The sequence below is a fragment of the Chelativorans salis genome (genome assembly GCF_025336525.1).
Lineage (GTDB): Bacteria > Pseudomonadota > Alphaproteobacteria > Rhizobiales > Rhizobiaceae > Chelativorans > Chelativorans salis.
In genome coordinates this window covers 221,729-247,788 of record NZ_JAOCZP010000005.1, presented here as the reverse complement: position 1 = coordinate 247,788, position 26,060 = coordinate 221,729, and the positions used below count along the sequence as shown (strand labels likewise).

9 protein-coding genes are annotated in these 26,060 nt (G+C 58.1%); 4 read left to right on the top strand and 5 right to left on the bottom strand.

Going from position 1 to position 26,060, the window contains the following annotated elements:
* Positions 1-50 precede the first annotated feature (50 nt).
* From N5A92_RS17490 to N5A92_RS17480, 3 genes are all read right to left on the bottom strand, one after another.
* Positions 51-953 carry a hypothetical protein gene (locus tag N5A92_RS17490; protein WP_260905042.1) on the bottom strand — a complete coding sequence of 301 codons (903 nt, stop codon included), beginning with the start codon at positions 951-953 and terminating at the stop codon, positions 51-53.
* 301 nt (positions 954-1,254) lie between these two features.
* The gene (locus tag N5A92_RS17485; RefSeq protein WP_260905041.1) at positions 1,255-1,383 is read right to left on the bottom strand and encodes a hypothetical protein; all 129 of its coding nucleotides are present in this window, start codon (positions 1,381-1,383) and stop codon (positions 1,255-1,257) included.
* Positions 1,384-1,561: 178 nt separating this feature from the next.
* Positions 1,562-2,419 (bottom strand): LysR substrate-binding domain-containing protein, encoded by an 858-nt coding sequence (locus tag N5A92_RS17480; protein WP_260905039.1) that lies wholly within the window; start codon positions 2,417-2,419, stop codon positions 1,562-1,564.
* A gap of 167 nt (positions 2,420-2,586) precedes the next feature.
* Between N5A92_RS17480 and N5A92_RS17475 the strand changes: the two genes are divergently transcribed.
* Entirely contained in the window at positions 2,587-3,222 is a 636-nt protein-coding gene (locus N5A92_RS17475) for an FMN-dependent NADH-azoreductase (protein ID WP_260905037.1), read from the top strand.
* Between the two features lie 334 nt (positions 3,223-3,556).
* A complete protein-coding gene (locus N5A92_RS17470; protein ID WP_260905035.1) occupies positions 3,557-4,216 on the top strand; it encodes a MurR/RpiR family transcriptional regulator in 660 nt (219 codons plus the stop codon).
* Between the two features lie 69 nt (positions 4,217-4,285).
* Here the strand turns inward: N5A92_RS17470 and N5A92_RS17465 are convergent, their stop codons facing one another.
* On the bottom strand, positions 4,286-5,596 hold the full coding sequence (locus N5A92_RS17465) for a sugar MFS transporter (RefSeq protein ID WP_260905034.1): 1,311 nt from the start codon (positions 5,594-5,596) through the stop codon (positions 4,286-4,288).
* A gap of 99 nt (positions 5,597-5,695) precedes the next feature.
* Between N5A92_RS17465 and N5A92_RS17460 the strand changes: the two genes are divergently transcribed.
* Positions 5,696-6,880, top strand: a complete 1,185-nt coding sequence (locus N5A92_RS17460) for a LysR family transcriptional regulator (RefSeq protein ID WP_260905032.1) — start codon at positions 5,696-5,698, stop codon at positions 6,878-6,880.
* A 16-nt stretch (positions 6,881-6,896) separates the two neighbouring features.
* On the opposite strand, the gene N5A92_RS17455 is transcribed toward N5A92_RS17460, so the two are convergent.
* The gene (locus tag N5A92_RS17455; RefSeq protein ID WP_260905030.1) at positions 6,897-24,146 is read right to left on the bottom strand and encodes an SAM-dependent methyltransferase; all 17,250 of its coding nucleotides are present in this window, start codon (positions 24,144-24,146) and stop codon (positions 6,897-6,899) included.
* Between the two features lie 596 nt (positions 24,147-24,742).
* Here N5A92_RS17455 and N5A92_RS17450 point away from each other — a divergent pair.
* Positions 24,743-25,909: an MFS transporter gene (locus N5A92_RS17450; protein WP_260905028.1), complete on the top strand. Its 1,167-nt coding sequence runs from the start codon at positions 24,743-24,745 to the stop codon at positions 25,907-25,909.
* Positions 25,910-26,060: the final 151 nt, after the last annotated feature.

Here is a 26,060-nt window from a genome sequence, read left to right as displayed (position 1 = left end):
TTGCTCCGAGTAATGAGATAGTCACGTCCACCTTACCAGTGCGCTGATCGCTAATTCGACAAAAGCCGCTCACCACGATGGTGACGTTCGATATTCTCGCGCATCTGCCGGTCCAAAGCGTCGAAGATTTCCGGTCCGAACATCTCGTTGATCTTGTTCATGCCTGGCACCACGTTGTTGCCAATTCCGCGTGTCGTGACATGCCAAGAGCCGTCAGGCGCCCGCCATACCGTACGGGTGATTTGCCCGTCATAGAAGACGTGTACTGGCAATGTGGTGTTGGTGATCGTCAGGTTATCGGCGCTGACAGTCGTTTGAATGTAGCCAGCAGGAATACCTTCGAACGGATCATAGACCAGGCAGAGGTCACCATTCTCCACCGGTATCGCCGGATTTTGACCTGGCACTGAGTAGCGCGCCAGCTGATCGGCGATTTCCTCGACCGAACATGACAGTCCTGCTTCGCAGACCATGTTGGTGGTCATGTAGTCGTGCCAGCCAAGCTTGTCAGGAGTATAGCTCCCAATAGGGGTGGTAGCCGCCTGATACGCGACCGCCGCCTGCCTGGATCGATAGCGGCTTAGCGCCTGCGCGCTGTCGATCTCCGCCTGGCGGGCACTGGGCGCCGCCGGCAGGCTCGCCATGACCTGCGAGCGGGTGTAGGCGGCCATGCTGGCCGTCTCCGCCTCGCGGGCGCTGGGCTGTCCATCCTGCGGCTCGACACGGCCGCCGTCCAGCATGCTTGGCTGCGAGGTCGGAGCGTTGCCGGAAAGCGACGCCTTGGCCGCCTCCACGCTGGCGGCAAAGTCCGCCCGCGCCTCCCGCTGCGCTGTCCGCGCACTTTGGTAAGAGGCCATGCTCGAACGCTCCGCCTCGCGATGGCTGGGCTCACGGCCGGAAGCTGTTCGGGATGGATGTGTGCTGCTGCCTCGGGAGCTGTTGTAGGCTGCCATGCTGGAGCGTTCCGCATCACGGTGGCTCGGGCTACTGGAGCCGTAACCGGGCGACGCGCTGGGGGCTGCACTTGAGGAGGTACTGGAGAACGTGCCGAAGCCATTGGAACTGCTGAAGCCGCCGTAGGAAGCGGTGCCGGCGCTTCGGCCCCGACTCTCCGACGGCGAAAAACCGCCGGCTCCCGACGCGCCGGAAACAGAGCCATGCATGCCACACCCTCCGCGTGCGCGCCCCCTCGCGCACAACCATCATTGCGGAGGGCGGCGTCCCGGTCAAGGCCCGGCATGACGGCTTCAAGCATCATCGGATTGCCGGAATTGTCGCGGTCATGCGGCCGGGCATCGACGGGGCGCTGACGAAGAAGGTCTGCTCTTCGGTGGCCGGCGTGTCGGCACGGACACGCTGTGCGTCGAACTCCGCAAATTCCATCAGGCAACCTCGCCTATGATATGCACTGAGCGATCGAAGCGTTCGAAGGATCAAAGCCGACTGTGGTCCCCTCGACCATCGATCCGTTCCAACACGCAATCGTCAACGCGATGCTTCTTGTCGCGGGTATCCGCATTCGCCACCAAAACCGGCTACGTTTGGCCTGCACCGCCTACGATCAGGAAACGGGGCGGCGGGCCGTGGCATCCCTGATCATCTCGACCAGGGTGCGACTAGGTTTTGTGCGGTTCTCATCGCGCGTACACACCAGGAACTCGACATCGGGCAGGTCGGGCAATCCGTCTTCCCGCCCCAATTCGCGCAACCCACTGCCAAGAGCGCTGCGGGGCAGGGGTGTGATGGCAAGTCCGGCGAGCGCGGCGGCACGCACGCCGGCCACGCTGGGGCTCACATAAGCGATTTGCCACGGCTGATTGTTCAGGGCCATAGACTCGATTGCCGCTTCGCGGTACGGGCACGGTTCAGGAAAAAACGCCAGGGGTAGCTCTCTGTCGCAAGGGAGGCTGTCGTGCTCAGAGAAAGCCCAAACCAGCGGTTCCTGCCAGAGTCGCCACCCTCGTGCTTCGCCACGGCAGCGACTGCCAAGAACCAAGTCCAGGCGCTCTTGATCCAATGCCTGAAGGAGCACTGGTGGAATGCCGACCTCAACCTCAAGTAGAACGCCTGGATGAGAGGCCCGAAATCTTCGCAAGATATGTGGCAGGCAGGTGGAGGCGAAATCCTCCGACGTGCCGATCCTGATCGTTCCTGTGAGCTTTGATCCTGTTAGACGCGCGTGCGCATCCTCATTCAGATGCAATATCGTTCGGGCGTAGCTTAACAGCGTCTCTCCCTTTTCCGTGAGCGCTACCGAACGCGTGCTTCGCGTTAAAAGGGGACATCCGGCCTGCTCTTCTAAGCGCCGGATCTGCGCACTGACGGCGGATTGGGTGAGATGGAGGCGTTCGGCGGCTCGCGTGAAGCCGCCCGATTCCGCAACGGCCACGAAGCTGCGCAGGAGTTCCGTATCGAACATGCCCTCAGTCTAGCACGAGGCTTTCTAAATGGCAGCATATTAATTCGTTAGTGTTTTTAAATCTTGCCTCTTATCCTGCCAAAGCAAGCAGGCCTAACCGGGGGGATGGCTGAAGCGCTTCCAGGCCGTGATGCTTGGTCGACGTTGGATGATCGGAGAGGCAAGACATGTCGAATCTGCTCTATGTGGAATGCTCCCCTCGCAAGCAGCGCTCAGCATCGATCGAGGTCGCACGGGCGTTTATTGATGCTTACACCGCTGAGCACCCGGGCGATACGGTCAAGACAATCGATATCTGGAATCTGGCTATGCCGGAGTTTGACGGCGATGCCATGGCCGCCAAATACGCAGGCCTGAGCGGTACCGAGCTGACGTCTGGTCAGCGCGCAGCTTGGGAAGGGATTAAAGAGTTGGCGCGACCGTTTGAGGCGGCCGATAAGCTGCTGTTTGCGGTGCCGCTGTGGAACTTCGGCATTCCCTACAAGCTGAAGCATCTCATTGATGTGATCTCGCAAAAAGATGTGCTGTTCAATTTCGACGAAAGCGGATTCAGCGGTCGCCTGACGGGCAAGAAGGCTGCTGTCATTTATGCGCGAGGCCTCGACTACTTCTCCTCGTCTTCAATTACTCCGGCCGCCGGCTATGATTTCCAGAAGCCTTATCTCGAGATGTGGTTGAACTTTGTCGGTATTACGGACATCTCTACGATCATTGTCGAGAAGACCTTGTTCGGCCCCGATATCGATGAAAATGCGCGGGCAGAGGCAAAGGCCAAGGCGGCAGTCTTCGCAAAAGAATTCTGATGATTTCAGGAGAGAAATTAAAATATTATTCCCCTGTAATATTTCCACTGATATTTTTAAATTACATGTGTATTGTCACATATATGTATGTTGAGCATTATTAATTCAATGGCAGAGATCTCGACGGTTTGGTGGTTTTGCTTTTTTCATCCGAGACCAGAAGGGGTAGCCTGGCATGGAGAAAAGCCCTCTAGCTGACCTGTTGTTGGAGGAATTCGACGCGATGCCGCCACGGCTTCGTACGGCCGCACGGTTCGTCCTAGAGCACCCAACAGAGGTTGCATGGATGTCGATGCGCGAGCAAGGGCGCCGGGCAGGGGTCTCACATTCGACAATGATCAGGCTCGCGGCCTGGCTCGGGTTGGACAGCTATGATGATCTGCGCGCGATTTGTGCTCAGGCCTGGCGAGAATCCGGCAGCATCCGATATAAGAAGATCGACTCCAGGCAGCCGGGGATTGGAAAAGGCAATTCCGCTGTTACTGGAGTTGCCCATTCCCTAACCGCTCAAATGACGAGCTTGGGTTGTGCTCCAAGCGCCGAGCAGCTTCTAGCGGCGGCCAGCGTACTCGCCTCAGCGCGCCGGCGGTTCTGTTTCGGTTTGCAGTCGAGCGAGATGATCGCTTGCTACTTCGCCGAGGTGATGTTCCGGCTGGATAAGCATGCGGCAATGGTCAATTTGGCACCCGAAAACGAAGCCGATGCCACTCCCGGTGCAAGAGCAGGCGATGCCATGCTTGTAGCGAATTTCGCGCCTTATTCCCAAGCAACGGACAAGCTTGCCCGACAGATGGCGCGCCGCGGCGTTGCGATTGTCGCGATCACTGACAGTGAGACATCACCACTGCATCGAACAGCCCGCAGCGGTATTGTCGTCCCGACGAATGCGCACTCGTTCTTTCCCAGTATGACGACCGCCGTGGCGGCAACAGAAATCCTTGCCACCCTGACCGCGCAAAAGATGGGTACAAAGGCTGAAGAGGCGGCTGCCTAATACCTGTTGCCCGCTCGCATCGCCCGGCGATTGGCCCCAAGCGCCACTAGACGACCTATAGATGTATTATTAGGCCGTAAGGGCCACCTTCTTCTTTGGCAGGACCTCAGTCGGCCTGCTGCCCCACAGTGCATAAAACAGCACATATATCTCGCAGGCCGCGATGAGCAGGAAGGAAAGCTGAAGCCCGTAAAGATCGGCAAGCCAGCCCTGCACGACTACCAGCGCACCGCCGGAAATCGCCATGGTGAGCAACCCCGACCCCTCCTCGGTGAGCGGCCCGAGACCACGAATGCCGAGCGTGAAGATCGTCGGGAACATGATTGAGTGGAACAGGCCGACGAGGATCAACGACCACATGGCAACCGACCCTGACGCGAGAACGGTGATCATCATGACCGCGAACGCGCCAATGCTGAACCAGGCAAGGATAGTTTCCGCACTCCAGATGCGCATCAGATAACTACCCCCGAAACGTCCGACCATCATCCCGCCCCAGAGGAGCAAGAGATAATGTGGGGCATCGGCATGGGTCATGTTGCCGATCTCTGGCAGGGAAATGAAATTGATGAACAGGTTGGAAACGCCTATTTCGGCAATGAGGGCGACGAAGATGGCGGGTACACCGAAGACGAGATTGCGGTGGCGCCAGAGAGAATGCTTGCGTCGCTCTTCGGCCGAAGCGCGGCGGTTTTCGGCGCTAATGTCCGGCAGCCGGAACATTGCGACAATGATTGCCAGAACGACGAGCACGCCCGCGACGATCAGATAAGGAAGCTGCACGGCTTGCGCATCCGCCAGCCGCTCGGCCTCGGTTAGGACAGCTCCGGCCTCGGCCGTGCCCGATGTCGATCGTGCGAGGATGAGATAGCCGCCGAACAGCGGCGCCAGCGTCGTTCCAAGGGCGTTGAACGCTTGGACGAAATTGAGGCGCGACGAGGAGGTCTCCGGCGAGCCGATCACGGCGACATAAGGGTTCGCCGCAACCTGGAGCAATGTGATTCCGCTCGCGATAACAAACAATGCGGTCACCACCAGCCAGTAGGACGGCACCATTGAGGCGGGCAGCATCATCAGCGAGCCGACGGCCATCAGCATCAGGCCGGTCACGAGAGAGCGCTGGTAGCCGATTCGCTCGATCAATTTTGCCGATGGAATCGAAACGAGAAAATAGGCAATGAACCAGACGGACTGGATCAGTGTCGTCCGCGTGTAATCGAGGACGAATACGCTGCGCAGATGCGGAAGCAGCGTGTTGTTGATGACAGTGATGAAACCCCAAATAAAGAAGAGCGAGGCAAGAACGCCGAGCGCGGCTCGGTGACTTGCCTTTGCAGAGGAGACGGACGGTTCGATCTCTGAAACGGCGGTTATAGGCATGGGTTACTCCTGCACAATCCTGGCCGGAAGTCCGGGCGCGTTTCGCCGCCCGTCTGTCATATTCTTCTCTCCCTGGAGGCACTGCGGATCTGCCGCAATTTGCTCAGACAAAATCATCAGGACGGGTTTCAAGCCGTCCATGCCGCCGTTGTTGGGACGAAAAAAGAAAGCCGAAAAATCCATATGGATTTCGGTAATGCTGGCATTACTGTTATGGTCTTTGTGGACTATCTTTCCATTGAGGGGCGTCGGAAGCAAACGATGAATATTAGCCCTCCGATAAGATCAGCTAACGATTTTCGTGGCCTCGATACTTCGCTGATCGGAAGCCTCTGGTTTTTCACAGTTGTGGCGCGTCAGAAAGGTTTCGGCACCGCGGCCCGAGAACTTTACGTTACTCAGGGCGCCGTCAGCCAACGCATCAGGCAGCTTGAGCATCGGCTTGGCGCCAAATTATTTGCCAGGGTCGGACGCGGAGTTACTTTGACTGCTGCCGGAGAGGATCTGTTTGCAGTCATCAACGGATCCTTTCATGACATTGAGGCCAAGATCGCGACATTCGTTCGGGAACGTCAGCAGACGAGTCTAGTCGTCAGTTGTATACCCTCGCTCTCAATGGAGTGGTTGCTGCCAAGGCTGAACTCTTGGCACGGTTCATCCAAGAATACGAAAATTCAAATTCGAGCTGAGTTTCATCGGATGAACCGAGAGGTCATGCTGAATGAAAACATAGATGTGGCGATACGCTATGATCGCGACACCTACCACGACCTGCACGTGATCGATCTGTTTGAGGAACAAATCTTTCCAGTCTGCACTGGCGCCTATTGGCGCAACAACAACCAATTTGATCAAATTTCTGAACTGGACCGGCTTACCTTGCTTCATGATCTCGAGCCGTGGGTGGGCGCCGAGCGTTGCATTGAATGGCGCAGCTGGATCGAAGCACAGGGCGCTTCGAACATCGATGCTGATCGCGGCCAGCACTATAATCTCGCCCAAATGGCAATGCGGGCGGCTCTTTTGGATCAAGGGTTAGCCATGGGGCGATCCATTCTCGCCGCCGACCACCTCGTCGGTGGACATCTCATGCGCCCGTTTGGCCCCGCTGCAGCTCCTGGCGCCAAGTACCGTCTTCTCACCTTAGAACCCGTCGGCGACTCCGGAATCACGGCACAGTTTGCATCGTGGATGAAAGAGGAACTCGAGATCTCGGCCAAAAGCGTTTCCGTCGAACGCGTAGATCACAACGCATCTGCCGATATTTCCGAATTGCAACATTGAGAGTCCGCCGGCTCATTCACTCGGAAGCCGGAAGATAAATCCTGTCTCCCGCGAAGACCACCGCGGGGTTGATGATATGGTCCATGTTCAACAGAACCGTTTCGGCAACATCGACCGAATTCTCTCGTGCAATGGTCCCGATGTCTTGCCCCGGCTGCACGTCCACCCAGTCATAACCGTCGTTTTCGAGCTCCGGATTGAAACGGCCCTGCTCATTCTGGGCGCCGTCGGCGTGAGGCGCCAGAAAGGATGCCTTCGCCCAGCCCTGATGCTCCACGCCGTCCCATCCATAACCGGTGACCAACACCCACTCGGTGCCTGCCTCGTCGGTCTTGCGTTCGCCCGTCTCGTGAACCAGCGAACCCGGCCGCAGGACCGCAAGCCTTTCGGACTGGTCCGTTGGCTCCTCCCGCATAGCAAGCCCGTCCTCGGTGGTGACGACGAGCTGTGGCAGCGGCTCTTCCGGCTCGTCGGGTTCCTCCGGCGGTGTTGGCTCTTCCGGTTCTTCCGGCGGCGGGAGTTCGGCCTCCCTTTCCTCTTCTTCGGCCTCCTCGGCTTTGTCATCAAGCGATTTCGAGATCCCCATCGCTCCAAGCAGGATCATACCGCCACCAAAAAGAACGCCATCGACGATGCGCGGCGCTATCGGATTCTCCTTTTTCGGTGGAAAGAACGCCTGATATCCTAGATAGAACGCTCCGGCCGTGAACATTGCCCCCGCGACGGTGTCCGCTGCTCCCGGAACGGTATTCAAGGCGTCTGGAATAAAGCCCAACCAGTCCGGGGAGATGCCCGACAGGTCTTGGCCTCCTCCCGACCCTAAAGCGGAATCCCAAGTATACTTGACGCTGCCGCCGAAAAACAAGGGAAGCGCCCAATAGTCCACCCGTCCAAAAGCCCTTTGCCCCGTCCGGGCCTCCCTGGAGGATTTCATAGCGTACAAAAAGTTGCCGGAGTGGATGGTGAGATTGGCGAAGTCGGGCTTGAGGAAACCGTTGGCTATGTTGGGTGGGAGGGTCAGGAAATCGAGACCCCTCAGAGCCCGGCCCAGAGGGCTGTGCGGGGGGGTGAAGGTAGGAAACGTCTCCTTTGCGATGAGGCTGATGCCGCGCAATATAATGCCGGCGCTGAGGACTACCTTGACATCGTCCGACAAGACGTTCCAAACGGTCGCCAAGGTGCCGGTTGCGGTTCCCGCTATGACAAAGTCGGTGGCTCCTTTTGCCCTGGCCTTAGCCACGGCTTTCCGCATGCGGGAGGGTGCCTTGTACCCGTCGAGGGCGGCCAGTTGATCGGCATCCAGCAAAACCGTCTGAATGGATTTCAACACCCTCTTTTGTGCGGATGTGAACGCTCCCAGATGTCGGCGATCGAGCCTGGCCATCTGATAAGGCGTGAATTTGAGCACCTGCCTGAGGGAGAACTCCGGAAACTGCTCCGGCTTGAACGCCGCAAGGTTCACATATTTGATGCGCTTGAGCGGAATGGCTCTTATCTGATCGCCCGTGAACGTTTGCAACTGGGCCGTTCCGAAAGCCGCTTTTGTATCCACCGTGTCGCCGGCGAACGCCTCGACCTGGTGGGTTCCGACCGCAGCATCCCATTTCTCGACAGGAAGTTTGGCTATCTCCCCTACCGAGAGGTTGCACACATAATCGAGATCGAGAATGGCCTTTTCGTTACCCTCAAGCTTTGCCTTTTGGTGGGGTTCGATGAGCTCGACCTGCTCGAGCGTGAAGGCTCTCAGCTGCTCCGCGGTAAACTTGGCAAATTGGTCCGCCGTTATGTTGGCGACTTGCTCGGGCGTGAGCCAAGGGATCTGCTCCGGCTTTAAACCGGTCTGCTCCTTCTCCAGACCGGCCACGTCCAGATTCCGGATGCGATTGGCAGGGATCGCGGGCAGTTGGCCCTCGGTGAGCTCCGTCTGCAGGCCGGCTTCGCTCAGGTCCTTCAACTGCTTGTTTGAAAGCGCCGCCACTTGCTCGTCCGTGAGCCACGGGATCTGCTCTTTCGTCAGGCTGGCTACGTTCAGATGCCGAATGCGATTGGCAGGGATCGCAGCTAGCTGGCTCTCGGTGAGCTCCGTCTGCAGGCCGGCTTCGCTCAGGTCCTTCAACTGCCTGGTCGAAAGTTCCGCCACCTGCTCGTCCGTGACCCACGGGATCTGCTCATTCTTCAGACCGGCCACGTTCAGATGCCGGATGCGATTGGCCGGAATCAAGCGCAGCTGGCTCTCGGCGAGCTCCGTCTGCAGATCGGCGTCGCTCAAGTCCTTCAACTGCTTGATCGAAAGCTCCGCCACCTGCGAATCCGTGAGCCACGGGATCTGCTCTTCCTTCAGACTGGCCACGTCCAGATACCAGATGCGCTTGGCCGGGATCGCGGCCAGCTGGCTCTCGATGAGCTCCGTCTGGAGGCCGGTGTCTCTCAAACCTCTTAACTGCCCGATTAGAAGCTCCGCCACCTGCTCGCCCGTGAGACACGGGATCTGCTCTTCCTTCAGACTGGCTACGTCCAGATACCGGATGTGCTCGGTCGGGATTGCTCCGACCTGCTGAGCATTGAGCGTCTTCACGTGCCCGACGGTGAACGCCCCCAAGTGATCCCCGCTGAGGGTCGCCATCTGCTCCGGCGGGATATTGCCCACCTGCTCCGCCGTAAATTGTGATATCTGCCAGGGTGTGCACGCGCCGACATCGATAAACCCTATAAACTCTTCCGGAATGGCTCCGATCTGCCAAGCATTGAGCGCCTGCAATCCCGCATCGCTGAAATCCTGCCAGTCGTCGGCCAACAGGTTCGCCACATCATCCGCGCTCAGGTTCTGGATCGCTGCGGTCTCTCCGCCCGTTTGCAGCAGGTTTGCCAATCTGAGTTCACGCACGGCGTCCGAGGCGCCGACCTCTTGGTAGAACCGATTCTCCAGGTCGGAATAAAAACCGGGCTCACGCTGCGTCCCGTTGGCCCGATCCGCTGCCCTGACCGCTTGCGCCATGTCCTCGGGTGAATTGAGGAGATTATAGAACTGTTGCTGTTGGTCGTCCTTCAGGTCCTGAAGATTGAAGTCCTTTCCGGCGAGGCTTTCCGCAGGGGTCGGCGCGCCGCCGCCCATCACCGGCATGAGCATATAGGTTCCGTCGGAATTGCGATGCAAATCCAGCCACGGTCCCTTCTTCCAATTTTCCTGCAACGATGGCTTGTCGGACGGGCGGATATATTTCGCGTCGATAATACGAGGGTCCGGGACGTGCTCTGGATCCTGCAGAAAAGGCAACCTTTTGTCGATTAACGCGACGACCAGCTTATCGCTTCTCTCCGGGTCGGCGACCAGAACCCGCTTCAGCTTGCCTGACTTCTCAGGCAGAAGCGCCTGCAACTGCTCATCGGAGAGCAAAAGCAGATCGTCGCGAGTGAGGGTATCGATTTCCTCGGGCGTGAGTGCTGCGAGTTCCCCGGGTGTCAGTGATTTCAGAGGACGAGGATTGGTGGCAGGCAGCGTGCTGTCGCCGGGCTTCGGCGTTGAAGCATCGGTCTCGTCTTCGGCGGGCTGCGGGTGTTCTCCCTTACCCGGGTCCACCTGCCCGGCTTCCACCGGAGGTATATTTTTTTCCTGTGTCAGCGCGAAGAATGAGGGGAAATGTGCACAAAGGGACATAAGGTTAATCCGCTCAGCGCCAGATGCAGCATTTATCTTGGCTCCGAGACCATGCCTTCGGAGGAAGTCTTCCTGGGACTCGAAACCCTTGTCCGGCGTACCGATCGAGCGGGCCGGCTGCAATCCAATCTGTTCTCCGAGTTGTGAAAGAACCTTCGGATCGACCTTCGCGGTAATGTCGATTGCGCCCGGGTAACGGTATGCCCACTCGACCGGCCGCGCTTTTCTATAAAAGGAATAAGGCTTTCGCCACATATCTCCCGGCTTACCGTAGTCGATCGTAAGGACAAAGCCTTTGGTGAGCGCGCCATCAAGCTCCTTCATCCAGGCGATTGCTTTTGCGCTGACGGTCAAGTCCTGCTCTTGCTGAGTGTCCGGTGGGTTTAGCAGCTGCCGCGCAGCCAGTTCCCGGAGCGCCGCGTTCAGTTCCGGGCTTGGCTCGCCCCGTTTCTCAATAAACCGATCGTTGTCATCGACCGTGACATAAATCTCTTCGATACGCCCGTCTGGGTGCCGGACGGCGCGATGTACAGGAAACTCGTCGACCAGTTCGCTGGAAAGAATTACGCCTTGCAGATTCCTGGGCAGGGCGTCCGCCCAGCTAACCCGATTTTCGCCTTCCAATTTCGCCCGCTGACGTGTGATCAGCGCCTGGCTGCGCTCGACAATCACATAGTTCAGAACGCGATAAATTTCCGGGTGTTCAACCCGAAGCATATCGATAATGTCGCGAGCGAGAGTGCCGTTTCCGGCTCCCTGCTCGACGATGGTGAAGCGATCCGAGGCTCCCATTGCCTCGTACATTTCGGCAAGAGCGCTGCCAAGCGTATAACCGAACGCCGGGGACACCTCCGGCGCGGTGCGGAAGTGATCGGATGTGTCGCCACCGATAGCGACAGTGCCTGAGTTGTAATACCCCCCTTCACCGTCGGTCCCTGTGTAGAGGGTGAGTTCCCAGAAGTCGGCAAAGGTAACCTTTCCCTGTGATCGGATATGCTCGGCCAACGCACTACGGAACTGCGGGTCGACCAGCCCCGCCACCATACTTTCGGCGGCAATCTCCTCCGCTTGCGGGACCTGTCCGCCCAGCAGATCTACCGTGACGGGAGAGGCATAGTTTTTAAGCAGTTCCGACGGGGTTGGCCGCTTCTTGGAAGCCTGCCATGTTTGTAGGTTGCGGAATATCGCAGGGATGTTTGGCTTATTCGATGGCCACTCTGCCGGGGCAGCGGCGGCCGACAGATCTCGGGGGCCATTATCCGACTGCGGGGGCGTACCATCGGGCCTCGGCGCGGGAACATCGGATATGTGCTGGGAAGATGGCTCCACCATCTCCCACTGTGACGGATCGTCCTCCTTGGGAAAGATAACCTCTACGCCGGCCTTATCGGCCACCTCCTGCGCCAAGAGTCTGTCCTGCCCATTGGAACTGAAGATGTCCAGTACAATGGGATTGCCAGGCTGCCACCCTTTCAATTTATCATGGAAGGGCACTCTCACTCCCAGTTGCGCTCGAAAATAACGCCCGTGCTGTTTCAGATCTTCATCAAATTCTTTCGGAATTCTAAAATATTGCCTGAAGCCATAAATCTGCGAGATATAAGCATTCTCAAACATTGGATTGTATGGCTCCCACCGCAATGCCTGTCTTGCCTCATCATTTCCTCCCGTGGGAGCGTGTGCATTGTCGCTTCCGGGCACATCTACGGCGATGAGAGATTGACGCTCTCCCTCGATTTTTCGCAAAAATTTGTCGACAGAACCGAATTCATCGTAAAAAGCTTTCACGGAATACGGGTAAACGACGGGTGTACTTAAACTATAATGACGCTTTTCGCCGAGTGTCGTTTTGATAAATAAATCCAGCATTTGGAGGCGAATATACGCCGCGTCGCTGAGGGCAAGGTCGCGCATTCCCACGTTCTGCGCCGCCTGTTTGAACATCTCCCATGTCTCTAACTCGCCATGCGCAAAGGCGCGGATCAACTGGCGCTCGATTTCCTGCTTGAGGATGTTGGCCACCCTCGGAAAATCGCTAAGGTCACCAAGATCATGAGTTTCGGCATGCATCTTAACCGCCGCCTCGATCACCCCGTCGATAAACACGGTGCTATCGTGGCAGTAACCGGTTTGGCCGCTGATACGGGTTGTGATCCATTCGAGTGCGGCCTTGTAGAAATTGGGATGGAGACTCACCGCCCTATGGCGAAACTCGTCATGGGCGGAGGCGTCCACCAGCGAATGGACCAGATCGCCGCTGTCAACGGGGGTTTCCGTTCCAGGAGGGGCAATCTCCGCTATAATACCGCGCGGCTTTCCGTTGTCGAACCGGCTGTAGGCATAGGCATGCCGCCCCTCGGCATGTGGCTGCTGCGCCCACTCCTCAGTGTCGACGGGCTTGACAAAGCCGGAGCCAAAACGCTGCTCCTCGGGAAGCTCAAGCCCCGCCCGAACGTCATCTGCAGTCTTTTCGATATATTGAGAAGCCTCTTCGGCAGACCACGGCCGATCCCATGCTCTAAACGAGGTTTGCCAGCCAGTCGGCCGTCCACCATTGCCTTCGCTGATATTGCGCCAAATCTCCTCCACCCCGGCTGCAAAATGCTCTCTGTAGGTTGACTTTGCACCCGAGGGGATTCTCTGCGCTACAGTCTCTCTGAGTTGTTGGGTTGCCTCTAGCCAGTTCAACTCTCCATTGCAATATTGTTCGCGAGTTCGGAGCATCCCGTGTTCGATATAATACTCGTCGATCTTGGGAGGAATGGTTATCCCAGCACGAACCAGATCGTCGCGCACCGCCAGATCGCCAGCAAGTGTCGCGTACGCCTCTTCTAGCAGCCCAGCTTCAGTGCCATGAGCGATAATCTCGGCAGTGCGAGGACCTCCCTGCTCATCCCAACGGTTGAGCAAGGGCAGAATTGGATTGGAGGCCGACCCTGGAAGATCAATCTTGATAAGGGAGTGATTGATTGCGTGGCGCAGCTCGTGTCCCAGCACGAGTGCAAATTCAACTGGCCACAACAGTCGGTCCAACTCGAAAATAATTTGCTTTGTGTCGCGCCGGTAAAGCGTCATGGCTCCGGGTAGGACGATCTCCACGCCGCCGCGCAGGATCGCTTTGTTCCATAGCTGCTGAAGTGTCGGAGATTGGCTAAACACCACCCGTAGGTTGTATGCGAGAGTATCCAGATCAGCACCCAGTGCACGGAGCTTGCTGCCCGCAGGGCTATAAATGAGTTCTTCAACGAACAGGTTGAAATCGCCATCGCGGAACGACAGGTCCGGTGTCTTACCCTCAATCGAGCCGTTCCAATCGTCAAATGAGATGTCTCGAGATGACGGATCTCCGATGGCCCCAGTCTGCTCTTGGTCTCCACTAGGTTCCCCGGAGCGAGCCGCGACCCGCAAGGCATTGGGATTTTCTTTCGCGACGTCGGTCTCCGACGGTTTGACTGCCTCATCAATGCTTTCGAGGACAATGCCGCGACACATGAGGTCGCCAAAAAGGGCACCCCAAATGACCTGTTCTGCGTCTGACCCGATATGGTGCTTCGCTCCCCGTTTGGTATCGATGTGCTCGATCACCTTTTCAAAGGCGCGGACTTCCTCGGCGTAGCCCCGGTTCTTGTCCGGCCCGAAAAGGCCCGGATAACGCGACCGCAGCCGCCGGGTCAGGCCTTCGATCATGGACTCATGCATGTTGGAGCCGTGTTTTAGCTCCAGCCCGGTAAGCAGATTTCTGAGTTCGGGGGCGATAAGGGCATGCAGGATTTCATGTGCCACATCGTCGGCTGATGCCGTGCTCTTGACGTAGATCGCCTTCGCCTCGCCAGTGCGCTTGTCATACACGGTGAAGGCATTGTCCTTGTCGGGGTCGACAATGTTTTTGCCATGCGTGCGGACAGTGGCTTTCCAACTCTCAGGAGCTTTCAAATTGATGTTCGGTAGGCCCGCAAGGGAGAACCGGCCTTCAGAGAAATGCGGTAGGACTGTCGAGTAAAGATCGGGCAATATGTGGAGCAACGTGTCCGTAAACTCGTTCAAACTGTCTTGGGTCCACGAGGTCGGACTATAAGACTCGGCCGACGTGTCTTTCGGCTGGATGCTTCTTGGTAGTTCCGTCACCAAAAGAAGGGGCAGGCCATCACGATCCTCCATAATCCCGGCATAACGCCGGTAATGCCGCGCGCCCAGATGCGCCCAGCTTCTTCCGCCCGGAGGAGCCGCCGAGTAGTCAGACTCTTCTAGCCGGTAATCGATTTCTTCGCCCCTCAGTTCTTTCTTCTTTTGTCTTACTTTCATTTTGTCATAATGCAGAGCAGCCAAATCGGATAAATAAGACATAAACCGTCGAGGCGGAAATTGATTCTGCCAGTTCTGCAGGAATTGCGTGTAATAATGATCAGCGTCTCTTAAAACTATATTTTGACTATTTTCTTTCGAATCTCTTCGTAGATTAATGATAAAGTGCAAAGAAAGAGTTAGTTTGCTAAAGTTGTTGAATGGCAAAATTGGAGCAATCGATAAAACACTTTTTTGTGAATTATCCTTATTAAAGTGATGAATTTCTACCCTCGCTATAAGGATAGATAGATTTATAATATTTCGGACAGCCGTATTATGTTCTGATGTTTTTACGTCGATAATCTTCCCGTTGGCGCCCTGTGGGATTTCAGTTGAGGGAATGGAGCGAAGGATTTCCTCGGCCCGTGATTTGAATACGGAATAGCCGGGATCTTGGTCGCCATTCAGCATTCGTTGCCGCCGTTCATTATCGATCGCCCGAAGAAGAAGCTGATACTCGCTCTCTGAAACCGTCCCGTTTTGCAGATTTGCCCATGCTTGCTCAAACGTCGTATCCGGAGCTCCGGTGCGATCCGATTGGCCCGGCTCCATCTTGCCCGCCGGCTCATTCGCCTCGGCGCCGCCAAGAAGTCCTGGGTCGATCGGTCGGGGCTGAAAATCGGCTTCGGGGCCCATCGCCAGTGTCTGAGCCAACGCTTCATCATCGATAATGACAATGAAATGATCTGTTTGTTCGAGAAAGTCCGCCAATTTGGCTGCGCGTATAGTTACTGGATCACCTTCCTGCCGGGTGAACCAATCCTCCAGCCTGGTGTAGAAATCAGGCCCATACCCCCTTCCCCGGACTCCATGCCACGTCTTGACCGCTTGCGCCATCTGCCGTGGTGAATCAAGAAGCGCATCGAACTGTTGCGGTTGATCTTTCTTCAGACGCGCAAGATAGAAGTCCACCTCGGCCAGGCTCTCCGCCGGTGTCGGCGGCAGGTTGCTCTCCTCGAAGGCGCCGAGCATTCTCGAATCGACCGGCTGGAGCTTGCCATCTTCCCCCTCGACCCGCGCTCCCTTCTTCAGGACCTGTTCGCTGAACGGGTCCGGTATGTGGCGGCGGGGCCGATTTTCCCCAAGCCAGTAGCTGCGCTGTGCAGCATAAGCGTCTTGGAATTGCCGGTTTACCGGCTTATCGACCCCGTTTTCCTTGACCTCGACCAGCGGCAGGTTCGGTCGTTCCCTCACCCTGGGGTCCACTACATGCTTATCCCTCGGCGTGATCTTGACCTCTTCGCCGAGTTCGATCGTCCCGTCGATGGCGTGGACGCGCGCGCCCAGCCTGTTCGCGACCTCGCGGGCCAGCGAGGTGGAGAAGGGGTCCCCCTGTCTCTCATGTGTGCGCGTGCCGTCCAGGCAGCCCCAAAAGACGATGTCCTGGCCTTCCGAGTAATTCTTATGATTGCGGATGTCTTCGACAAGCTGCTTGACCGCCTCCGGGTCTTTCAGCTTGCCATTATTGTCCATGAACGTGTCATGGTCGGCAATGACAACGAAGGCATCCTCCGGCGCGGGGACCGTGAGCGTCTGGACATCGATGGGCTCGCCATCAACCGTCACGCTCCTCTCACCAAGGTAATTCAGATCGCCACGTCGACGTCGAGGCAGATCGCCTCCTTCGCCCGTCCGAGGCGCCGCTTGCGTGACGGCTCCATTGACCTCGTCCATCGACTTGGTGGCGATGTCCTTGACCGTGGCTAGGGCCTCCTCGTCATCGTGGAAAGCCTTGTCCAGGAGCTCCTCGGCCTTCGCTCTGGCGCCGGGCGTGTTACGATAGTGGGCGGCCGCGATTTTTTTGAGAAGCCGCTCCACGGCGTCGACATTGTAGGGCGAGTCCGTCAATAGCTTATCATTGCCGTCCGCATCCCTAAACCATTCCGGATGTAGCTCCCGTTGCTTCTTTACTTTCCGGCGAGTCCGCCAGTCCACTACGGCTTCGTAGAGATTGTCGAACTGCTCCGCAGCATGGTCGGGCTTGAGGCCTTCCCAACTGGGCCTCAAGGCCGTAGTCGCCAGTCGGAAATTGGCGCCGCCCGCACCGTGTTCCGCCTCATGGATCAAGATTTCCGGATCGGCTGGCGTGACTGATGTGCGATCGGCGTCCTTAGCTGGTGGGGGATTGCCCTTGACATAGCTGACAACTGCCATGCGCGTATGCTCGTTGAAAAGGGTGAGGCCGTCGACCAACGCCTTGCCGGTTGCGCGGTCGTAGAGTTCGATCTCGATCCCCTGACTTCTCAGTTCTTTCTCTATCTGGATAACGTTGTCATCCCAGTCCTCCTCCCGGATGATATTGATGTGCTGAAGATTCTGGGGAGGAGTAGGTATGCTGCCCTCCTTTCGTTCGGGTTCGCCGAAACTCTCCAGCAAGACCTGATCCCGATAAAGTTCGACCTCCTCGCTCGTCCAGGCCTCGCCGTACGCCGCATAGTCGGTCGGCTCGCTGCCACCATCCGGGATTACCCGTCGCGCTGCCAGGACCAACTCGGCCCTGTTCAGCGTTCCCGCCCCCCAGACCGGCCTCTTGGCCCACGCCGCAAAGGTGGCCTCTAGGTCCGTCACGGTCTCGCTGCCGGCCTCGTCGTCGGCTTCATGCCTGCCATTATCCTGTTGACCGGCGTAGCCATCATGTGCGTTGTCGTTGGACGGCTCCACAGGCTGCACTGACTCGGGAAGGGGTGCCTGGGCTTGGGCTACATGAGGCCCGTGGAGATTTCCAAGAACTGGCGCATACGCGCTCGTGTGAGCAGCCTCGGGATCTGCAGAAAGCTGGTCTCCGCTCTGCAGTGCAAGAAGCTGACGGCGTCCGCTTTGCCTGTCCTCTATGAGGAAGAACTTCGGGCCTTCGCCGGGCAGCTGCACGCCCTCGATGCGCTCGTCCGGGGCTGCTACGATATGGCTCGCATCGAGGAAGCCGTAGACGTTAATGAGCGGCTCGAGCTGGCTGAGCGCCTCCGGTCCGGCCCACGCTTCGACTATCGCGCCGGTTCGCGGGTCATGAATTCGGACCGCGTTCCACTCTGTCTTGGCGGGAATGGCATCGGACGTCCCGTCCTTGCGATGTGCGATCAGCTCATTTGTGACGTCATCGCTGGAAAGCGTCGCGCTTTCCCCTCCGACAGAGTTCGGATTGCTGCGCCGGCTAGTGGGTGCAAGGTCGAGTATGATGTCGACCTCGCGTTCGGCTTGGTCGCGATAATCCTCCCTCTGCCCCTTCTTGCCTGCCAGCTCCCAAAGATAGTCGATGCGTTGTTCGTCCGAAGCGGCGAGGATGATTTCGTCGGCCTCTTTGTAGAAATCTCCCCATGCGTCGTCCGTCGCTCCGGCCCGCCTGCGGAGAAGATCGGCGAGCGATGCCGTAGACCACGGGGAGAGCTCTCTCGCCGCGCTGGCCAGGAAGCGACCCTGGTCTCCGTCCAGCGAACCCACTTCCTTCAGCTGTTGGGCGTTGGCCTGTTGCTGGACAATGGTTTGGTGGAACTCGGCGGCGGCCTGGCCGATAAGTTCGTCCGACGCGCCGTCGCCGGCTATGTATTCGATCGAGCTCCGGTAGATATCGTATAGGGCTCCGTCGATGAAGCCGTCCTCGCTCTTCCCGCCGCTCCGGGAAGCCAGGAGTGCGCTGTACGGTTGGTGCAGGCTCGGGAAGAGCGTTGTCACCGCCTGCAGCCGGTACGTGGTGTCGTCCTCCTTCGGTTCACCATCCTTAGTTTGAAGGTTTTCAGCTTGCCTGTCGAAGAGGGTGCGATGGAAGGCGTCGGCGACTTGGCGGATGCGTTCGTCCGACACGCCGGGACCAGCCACGTGTTCGACAAAGGTCCGGTAGATAGTGCTGAAGGTCTCGTTGAGTAACTCGTCTTCGTCCTTACCGTCCCTGCGGGGTGCCAGGAGTCCGCGGTAGGGATGGAGCAGGCTCGGGAGAAGCTCTACCGCCGCCTGGAGCCGGTTAGCATTGTCGTCCTCCTTCAGTTCCCCGTCCTCGGACCGACGGTTTTCGATTTGCACGTCAAGCAGGGCCCGATTGAATTCGGCAGCGGTGTGTTCGATAAGTTCGTCCGACGCGCCTTTGCCGGCTAGGCGTTCGACCCATTGTTGATAGAAATTGTTGGCGGCATCGGGCAGGAAGTCCTTCGGGGCTTTGTCTTCCGGCTCTCCGACCCGCACCCACTCGTCACGGGCCTGGCCGGCTACAACGTACCAATAGAGCTCCGCAGCGGCCGCAGCCTGAACTTGTGGTGCCGTATTGTCTGTTTCCCCGTCCTCCGCCTGCCTCTGCTTGCCGATCCACCCGTTCAAAAGCACACCGTCGACTTCGTCTTCGGCGGCGACGCGGAAGTCCTCCTTCGACTTTTTCTCGCTTTCCGGTTTCTTCCCCTCACTCTCGTACCAAAGATACCAATGATGCTGCATGCGCTCTTCGACCAGTTGCGGGCGGAGCGCTCCCGCCGCCTGCAACCAATCGGTGGGAGAACCGTCCTTGGCGGCCTCGTCCACCGGTGTCAGGATGTGCTCTCCGGAAGTCCGCTTGCGATGCGCATTGAAGTGGACGATTTCCTGGCGCATCCCCACGCCGCCCATAACGAGCATGGCCCCGCCCATGACGGTCATCAGCCGTTCCCAGGCCGAGGCCTCCTCACCGGCCTGGCCCAGGTGGCGAACACCGTCTGGCATGAGATAGGCGCCGATGCCCAGATCGATGGCATTGGCCGTCTGAGTGCCCCAATAGGCGGCCTTAGCCCCGGTGGAGACGATACCGGGACCCGTCCGGGCCAAAAGCCGCGTAAGGAACCAACTGCCGCCCATGGCCACGCCGCCCGCGCCGGCGCCGATCATGTCGAGATAAATATTGCGCGCCATGCGATTGGACCAGCCACTGTCCATGCCCAGGCGTTTCATTTGGCCGAGCCGATAGGCGCCGTCGACGGCGGTGTAGACTGTGCTGCCCCAAAGCGTCGCCCACAGCGGCGTCATTTTGCCGGGCAGCAAGGCGGGGGATGCTTTTGTAAACCAATTCGTGAACCTTGTGGCGTTCCCGGCCCACAATCCGACTCCGGCGGAGTACTGGGTGAGCCGCGTTGCCCCAAGGCCCAGGCCCGTCGCTTTGAGCAAGCCTGCGCTTGCACCTCTCAGCAGGCCGGAGAGGAGGGGGCCTCCCACCGGCACAAACATGGCTGCAAAGCTGGCGACGGTCACCGCCACCTCCACTCCCTTCATCCATTTTTCACCAGTCGTCTCAATGGCGGCCACGGTCGTGCCCACCTGAACATCGTGACCGGCGCTGGGCCCGAACAGGTCCATTTCAAGACCGTATTGCTCACCCAGCCCATGGGGCAGGTAGAGCAGGCCTTCTTCGTCGAGGTAGTTTTTGTCCTGGAAGTTCTTGACGCTGTCGAACAGCCAAGGCTGCTCCTTGGTGATGGCGTCGATCTCCACGCCCTCGGTCATCGCCTGGCTGGCCAGATTGGCCATCACCCCACCATCGATGACGAATTCGTTAGGAACGGTTCGGGTCGCGCGGCCGTTGCGATAGCTTATCTGTGTATCCGGCCCGTCCACGGCGAACAGCGCCCCCGTGGCCCAGCCGTCGCGCTCGGCGGCGTAGATATAGGGGATCACGGTTACCGTGATCGGCGTGTCTTCCCGGTTTTCCTCATCGATGCCGGCCTCGATGAACATCTGCGCCATGATGAAGTCGACGGTTTCGCGGTCGACCTCGTTGTTGCGCCAGTCGAGATCCATGCCGGCGGCGATGAGATCGCGCAGCTCGTCGCTATAGACCACCTCCTGCTCTTCGCCGATACTCTCCTGGCTCATGATGCGGTCGAAATAGTCGGGAACGATGTTGTGGGCGTTATTTTGGAAGTAGGTGTGCTGCTGGGCTGAATAATCCGCCATGGCGTCCGGGTGCTGCTTGGCCTCCTCGATGGCGGATACCCACTCCTGGTAATCCCAGTCTTCGAGAAACTCCTTGTCGTTGGCCAGAGCGGTATAGGCTTCCGCAAGCGCACTGCCGGAGCCCTGGGTGATGGCGTTGGTGAGAGCGCTCAGGCCGAATTGGTAGCCATAAGGATGGCTCTCCGTCGGCTGTAACAGCCATTCGGCCATGCCTACTGCCCAGCTCGTCGAGCGGGTGGGATCGGCGCGCTGTTCGGCAACCGAGACGATTGCCGACAGGGCAGCGAAGAAGTCGCCGTCGTAGAGGTCGATCTGGTCAAGATCGACCTTGTCTTCGACGAGGGGGAGAATGATGTGTGCCATTTCCGGAGAAATGGTGTCTTCTATGCTCCGGAACCAATCGGCGAGATCCTCGGCGAAGGAACTCTTGCCCTCGGAGGCCGTGATGATGGCGTCGAGCTCCTCCTCCCAATAGTCTTGTCCGAAATGCTTAAGCCCCACCTGCTGCCACAGGATGGCCCGCTCCTCCTCGCTCAGGACGGCATCCATATTCGCGGTCAGAAGCTGCCGCGCGCCCTCCTCCTTGCCCTCAGCCATCAGCGCCGATACCTGCTCTGCCGTATGCTCCAAACGCAGCGCGCCGGCAGCGGCCGCGTCGGCCGCCAAACTTTCGGCGTCGTTGCCGTACCACCAGAGAGTGCCGGCGATCGTCGCCAGCACATCCGAGTTGCCCTTTGCCTGGGCCAGCATCTCCTCCAGCCCTTCCGCGAGGGCCAGCGGATCCTGCGCGGACCCGCCCTCGTCCACTAGCTTCTGCGTCAGATCGGCCAGCGTGGGGTTGAGACCGTCGGGAAGATCGTCCGAATCCTCGAGATGGTCCAGAACAAGGGCCCTCAGTTCCCCGTCCGACAGATCTGCGAGCGTCTGCAGCTCATCCGGGGTGAGAGGGCCGGCATTCGCCGTTACCCCGAGCTGCTCGGCCAATTCCTCCAGCTCTGACCGCTCAAGTGATCCGATCTGGTCCTCGACGTTGGCATAAGATACACCGTCAAATGCAAGCCTTATGCTGCTGCCGCTACTCCCCTCGAAGCGGAAGCCGGCCTTCAGGAACAGTGCCAAGGTGGTGGCATCGCCATTCTTCAGCAGTTCCTCTTCCGCGCCGCTTAGGCGTAAGCGTTCCCCGTCGACAATAGCGTATATGCACTCGTCACCGTAATTGAGGCCGCTGCCCTCGGGACGGACGTCCTGTGACTCGACGAAGCTGACCTCGAGCTGCCGCAGCAGCGCCACCGACGCCTGGTCGCCCGCTTCCCACAATTCCTTCTCCACCCCGCTCAATTCATCGGGATCGATCTCTTCGATGATGCGGCCCAATTCGCCGGCCTGAAGATCGATGGCAATTTGATCGATTATCCCGGGGCTGTATTCATCGCTGAACATAAGGGTGTTAACGTAGGGATTGTCGCCGAGCGCTGTGCTGACTTCCTCTGCCGCCATGCTGATAAGCTTGTCGTCAAAGGCGTCGGTGACGGCCTGCTCGTCTACGGCGCCCAGCGCCTCGGCCAACGTGCCGGGATCACTCAAGACTGTACCGAGCTCGTCCGGTTCGACCCCCAGGGTTTCCGCCAGCTGGTTGCGTCCATCCTCATCAAGCGTTTCGAGCAGGGTTCCCGCCAGTTCCTCCAGAACTGTCTCATCGAGCGAGTCGAGCGCACCGCCGGCACTGTCCGTATCCTCCAGCTTGTCGAGCGCATCGTGGATCAGTTTTCGCAGCTCCTCACCCGATAGATCGGCAAGCGTCTGCTCCCCCGGACGGTAAGGACCAGCGTTCGGCGCCGTCACCCCGAGGAGACCGGCCATTTCCTCCAGAACAGAGCGCTCGAGATCCGACACCTGTTGATCGATCGCCTCGCCTAGGGCGGTCAGCGCGGATTCGATTTCGCTCGCTTCTACGCCGAGCGCTTCGGCCAGCGTGGCCCTGCCGGCCTCGTCGAGAGCACCGAACTTGTCCAAGACGAACGCGGTCAGCTCTGCGTCCGACAGGGTGACGAACCGCTCGTCCCCGGCATCGAAATGCACCGGCAACTCCTCGCCGAGTGCCTCGGCCAGCGCTAACGCCAGCTCTTCCATCTCCTTGCGATGTTCGTCCGAAAGTTCCTTGCCATCTTCAAGCCCGGCCGCTGCCTGCTCCAGTTCGTCCAGCGCCGTGCCATATTCGACCTGCGCAGCGCGAACCTCCTGCGACTCCCCAAGCACCTGCTGCTCGGCGGCATCGATAGCCTCCACAGCGGTTTCGTCCTGTCCGTTGGTATCCCGCTCGCGGATTTCGTTGGCCGTGTCCTCGATCGCCTGGTTGGGATCCTCGCCCAGACGCTCAGCCTCAAGGGCGGCAAGCCGCAGCTCCAGCATAACCGCCGTGTAATAATCCGCCTGCGCCGCGTTGAGCGCCTTTGCCTCTTCCGGGTGCTTATCTAGCCAGTCCTGGTACTCTTCCTCCAATGCGGCCTGCAGCTCCTCGTCCTGACCGTCCGGCACGACCAGCTTGCCATTGGCATCGATATACGAGTCCTCATGCTCCTCCGCCCACTGGCTTATGAAGTCGTCCCAGAATCCCGATTCCTCCAACGCCGCGTCGACCTCGGCCATTGCCTCGTCCAGAGCCGCGCCCGCCGCCTCCTCTCCGCTCGCCGTTCCAGCCCCATCGTCAATAACAACCGTCTCGCCCGGATGGATGAGGTCGCCGCCATCGTGTGCGTCGTCGAACAGCTCCGGATTGGTTTCCTTCAAATCGTCCAGAGTGACGCCATACGCTTCGGCGATGTCCCACAGCGTATCGCCTTCCTGGACCTTATACTCCTCCGGCTCGCCGTCGACCACGATGTCGTAGGTGCCGTCATACTTGTAGTATTCAGTGATCGTCTCACCGCTTTCAGGGTCCTCGATCGTCGTCACCCGCATTTCCGAACCGATGGGGCCCGTCTCCGACGTCTCAACCTCATAGCCCGCGGCCTCAAGCTCTTCGATCACCTCATCGCGCGTCATACCGAGCTCTTCGGCGACCTGCTGGATGCTCTTGCCCTCTTTCACCTCCTCGAGGATCGAAGCAGGTTCGCTCTCCTCAGAACCGTCATTCTGAGCGTGCACATCCGTCCCACCGTCTGTCGCGGTAACAAAGAAATGCGAGTCCACATTTGTCGTACTGTCAGACGGAGATATCGGCTGGCCTTGCTTCTGCCCCAACGTCCGCGATACCATCGTTCCGGCCAAATGAACCTGATCGCGAAAGCGCGTCGCCTCCTTCGATGAGGACGACCCAGCCTCCGCCAAAAGCTTCGACGCCTGCTTCGATACCCGGGCTACGACCATCCGGTTCAACCTCCACTTACTTTGTGCTTGACCTCCCGAGACGCGATCCAACAATCGCGGCCTATCGCGACGATGCCAGCGCCGCGATCATCGAAAAGCCTTCAGGAAAATTCCCGAGACCTGCATATCCTCCCCACCTTCAATTCTGGATACCGCCAGAGGCGAACGCCGGGAGCGGAAGCTTCGCCGAAGATACCTTTTCGGCTGCGCAAGCCTACAGCCGAACGCATTGTATCGAGACCGTCGCAACGGCAAAGTCCAATTGGAATGATTTGCCGGAGAACATTCCGTACGAGGCACTCGACCTTCAAATATTGGGCCGAGAAGACACTCAGATTCGAATCATTATCTGAGCTAATCTTCTGTCTAAATTTAATCGTTTGGAGACGGCGCGCTTCTCATGGATATTAGAAATATAAATCTATACTAGTTTGCAAAATTACTACGAGATTACAAGTAAAAGATTAGAATGTGAAAATTATACGCTACTTACATAAACAAATCTTTAAAAATATAATAGATATACTGTCTTTAGGCGCAAATCCAGGGGAAGTGCGATGACAGTTAGCTTGGAAGGAAAGTTACAAGATATAATAATGGCAGGCACCGCCGAAGAGAAAGGCGGCGTAAATCAGCTAAATATCCTAATGCTTGCCGTGGCGGTCGTTGCTTCAAATTCGCTCGTCTTGAGCCCTATTCTGCCCGATGTAGCGAGATCCCTTAGTTCAACCCACATTGCGATTTCACGAGCTGTTGCAGTTTACGGAGCGGGAACGATGCTTTCGGCGCTCTTTCTTGCGCCACAGATCGACCGATTTGGTGCAAGGCAAGCCTTGCGGTTCGGTCTGCTGGCTCTTGCTGTCGCGCTTTTGTGCAGCGCAGGAGCCACCAATTCGCTAATGCTCATGGGCGCCCAGGCTCTTGCGGGCTTAAGTGCCGGGATCATCCTGCCGGCTACTTACACCCTGGCTACGGTCTGCGCCGGCCCCAATGATCTCTCCCGCTCTCTCGGCAAGGTGCTTTTCGGCTGGTCGTTGGCGTTTGCCTGTGGAATTCCAGGACTGGCCTTAATCTCAGATTTGTTGGCTTGGCGTCTTGCTTATCTGATATTGTTTGCTGTTGTGCTTATCATTGCTGTTGAGATCCATCGTGTACCAAGTCTTGGAGACAGGGTTGCAAATGATACTGTTCGGTTTAGCACCTTTTCTGCTCTGAGCTACCGCGATGTTCTGCGGCTGCTCGCAGTGTGCCTGTGCTTTACCACGGCGTTTTATGGAGTTTTTGCTTTTCTTGCCGATCAGGCTCGACAGGCGTTGATCATTTCGGCAAGCGCGGCCGGTGCCATCATCCTTGCATTTGGTGTCGGGTTCGCGGCAGGAACCCCTGCCACGCAATTGGTCGACAAGATTGGCGCGAGCAGGCTTTTGCCGGTCGTGCTGTTGATGAATGCCGCAGTCTACGGGCTAATGGGCGTGGCTGGAAACGATTATACAGCAACTCTGGCTGTCGTCATCCTATGGGGGGCCATGACAAACGTCTCACTCAATATGATTGTTCTCTTGCTGTCGCAGATAAGCTCCACGGACAAGGGACGCATATTAGGGTTGAACAGCGCCACGACCTACCTTGGGGCAACATTCGGTGTAACTGTGGCGGGCTCATTCTATGAGTCATTTGGCTTTCAGACTGTGCTGTTATGGGCGGTGCTGCTGCAAATCTGTGGGGCAATGCTTCTGTGGGCTGTCAGGCTGAGCCGGCAATAACCGCAGTGCGCTCTTCCGGCCGGGTAGGGCTTCGATGAATGAAATTCATCGAACTCGATCAAAACTAAAAATTCGACTCATACAACTTCTCGTGGCCATTATATCTGGACGTAAGGTCGGAGTGAGGAGCAATGAGGGGGAATGCTAGCGC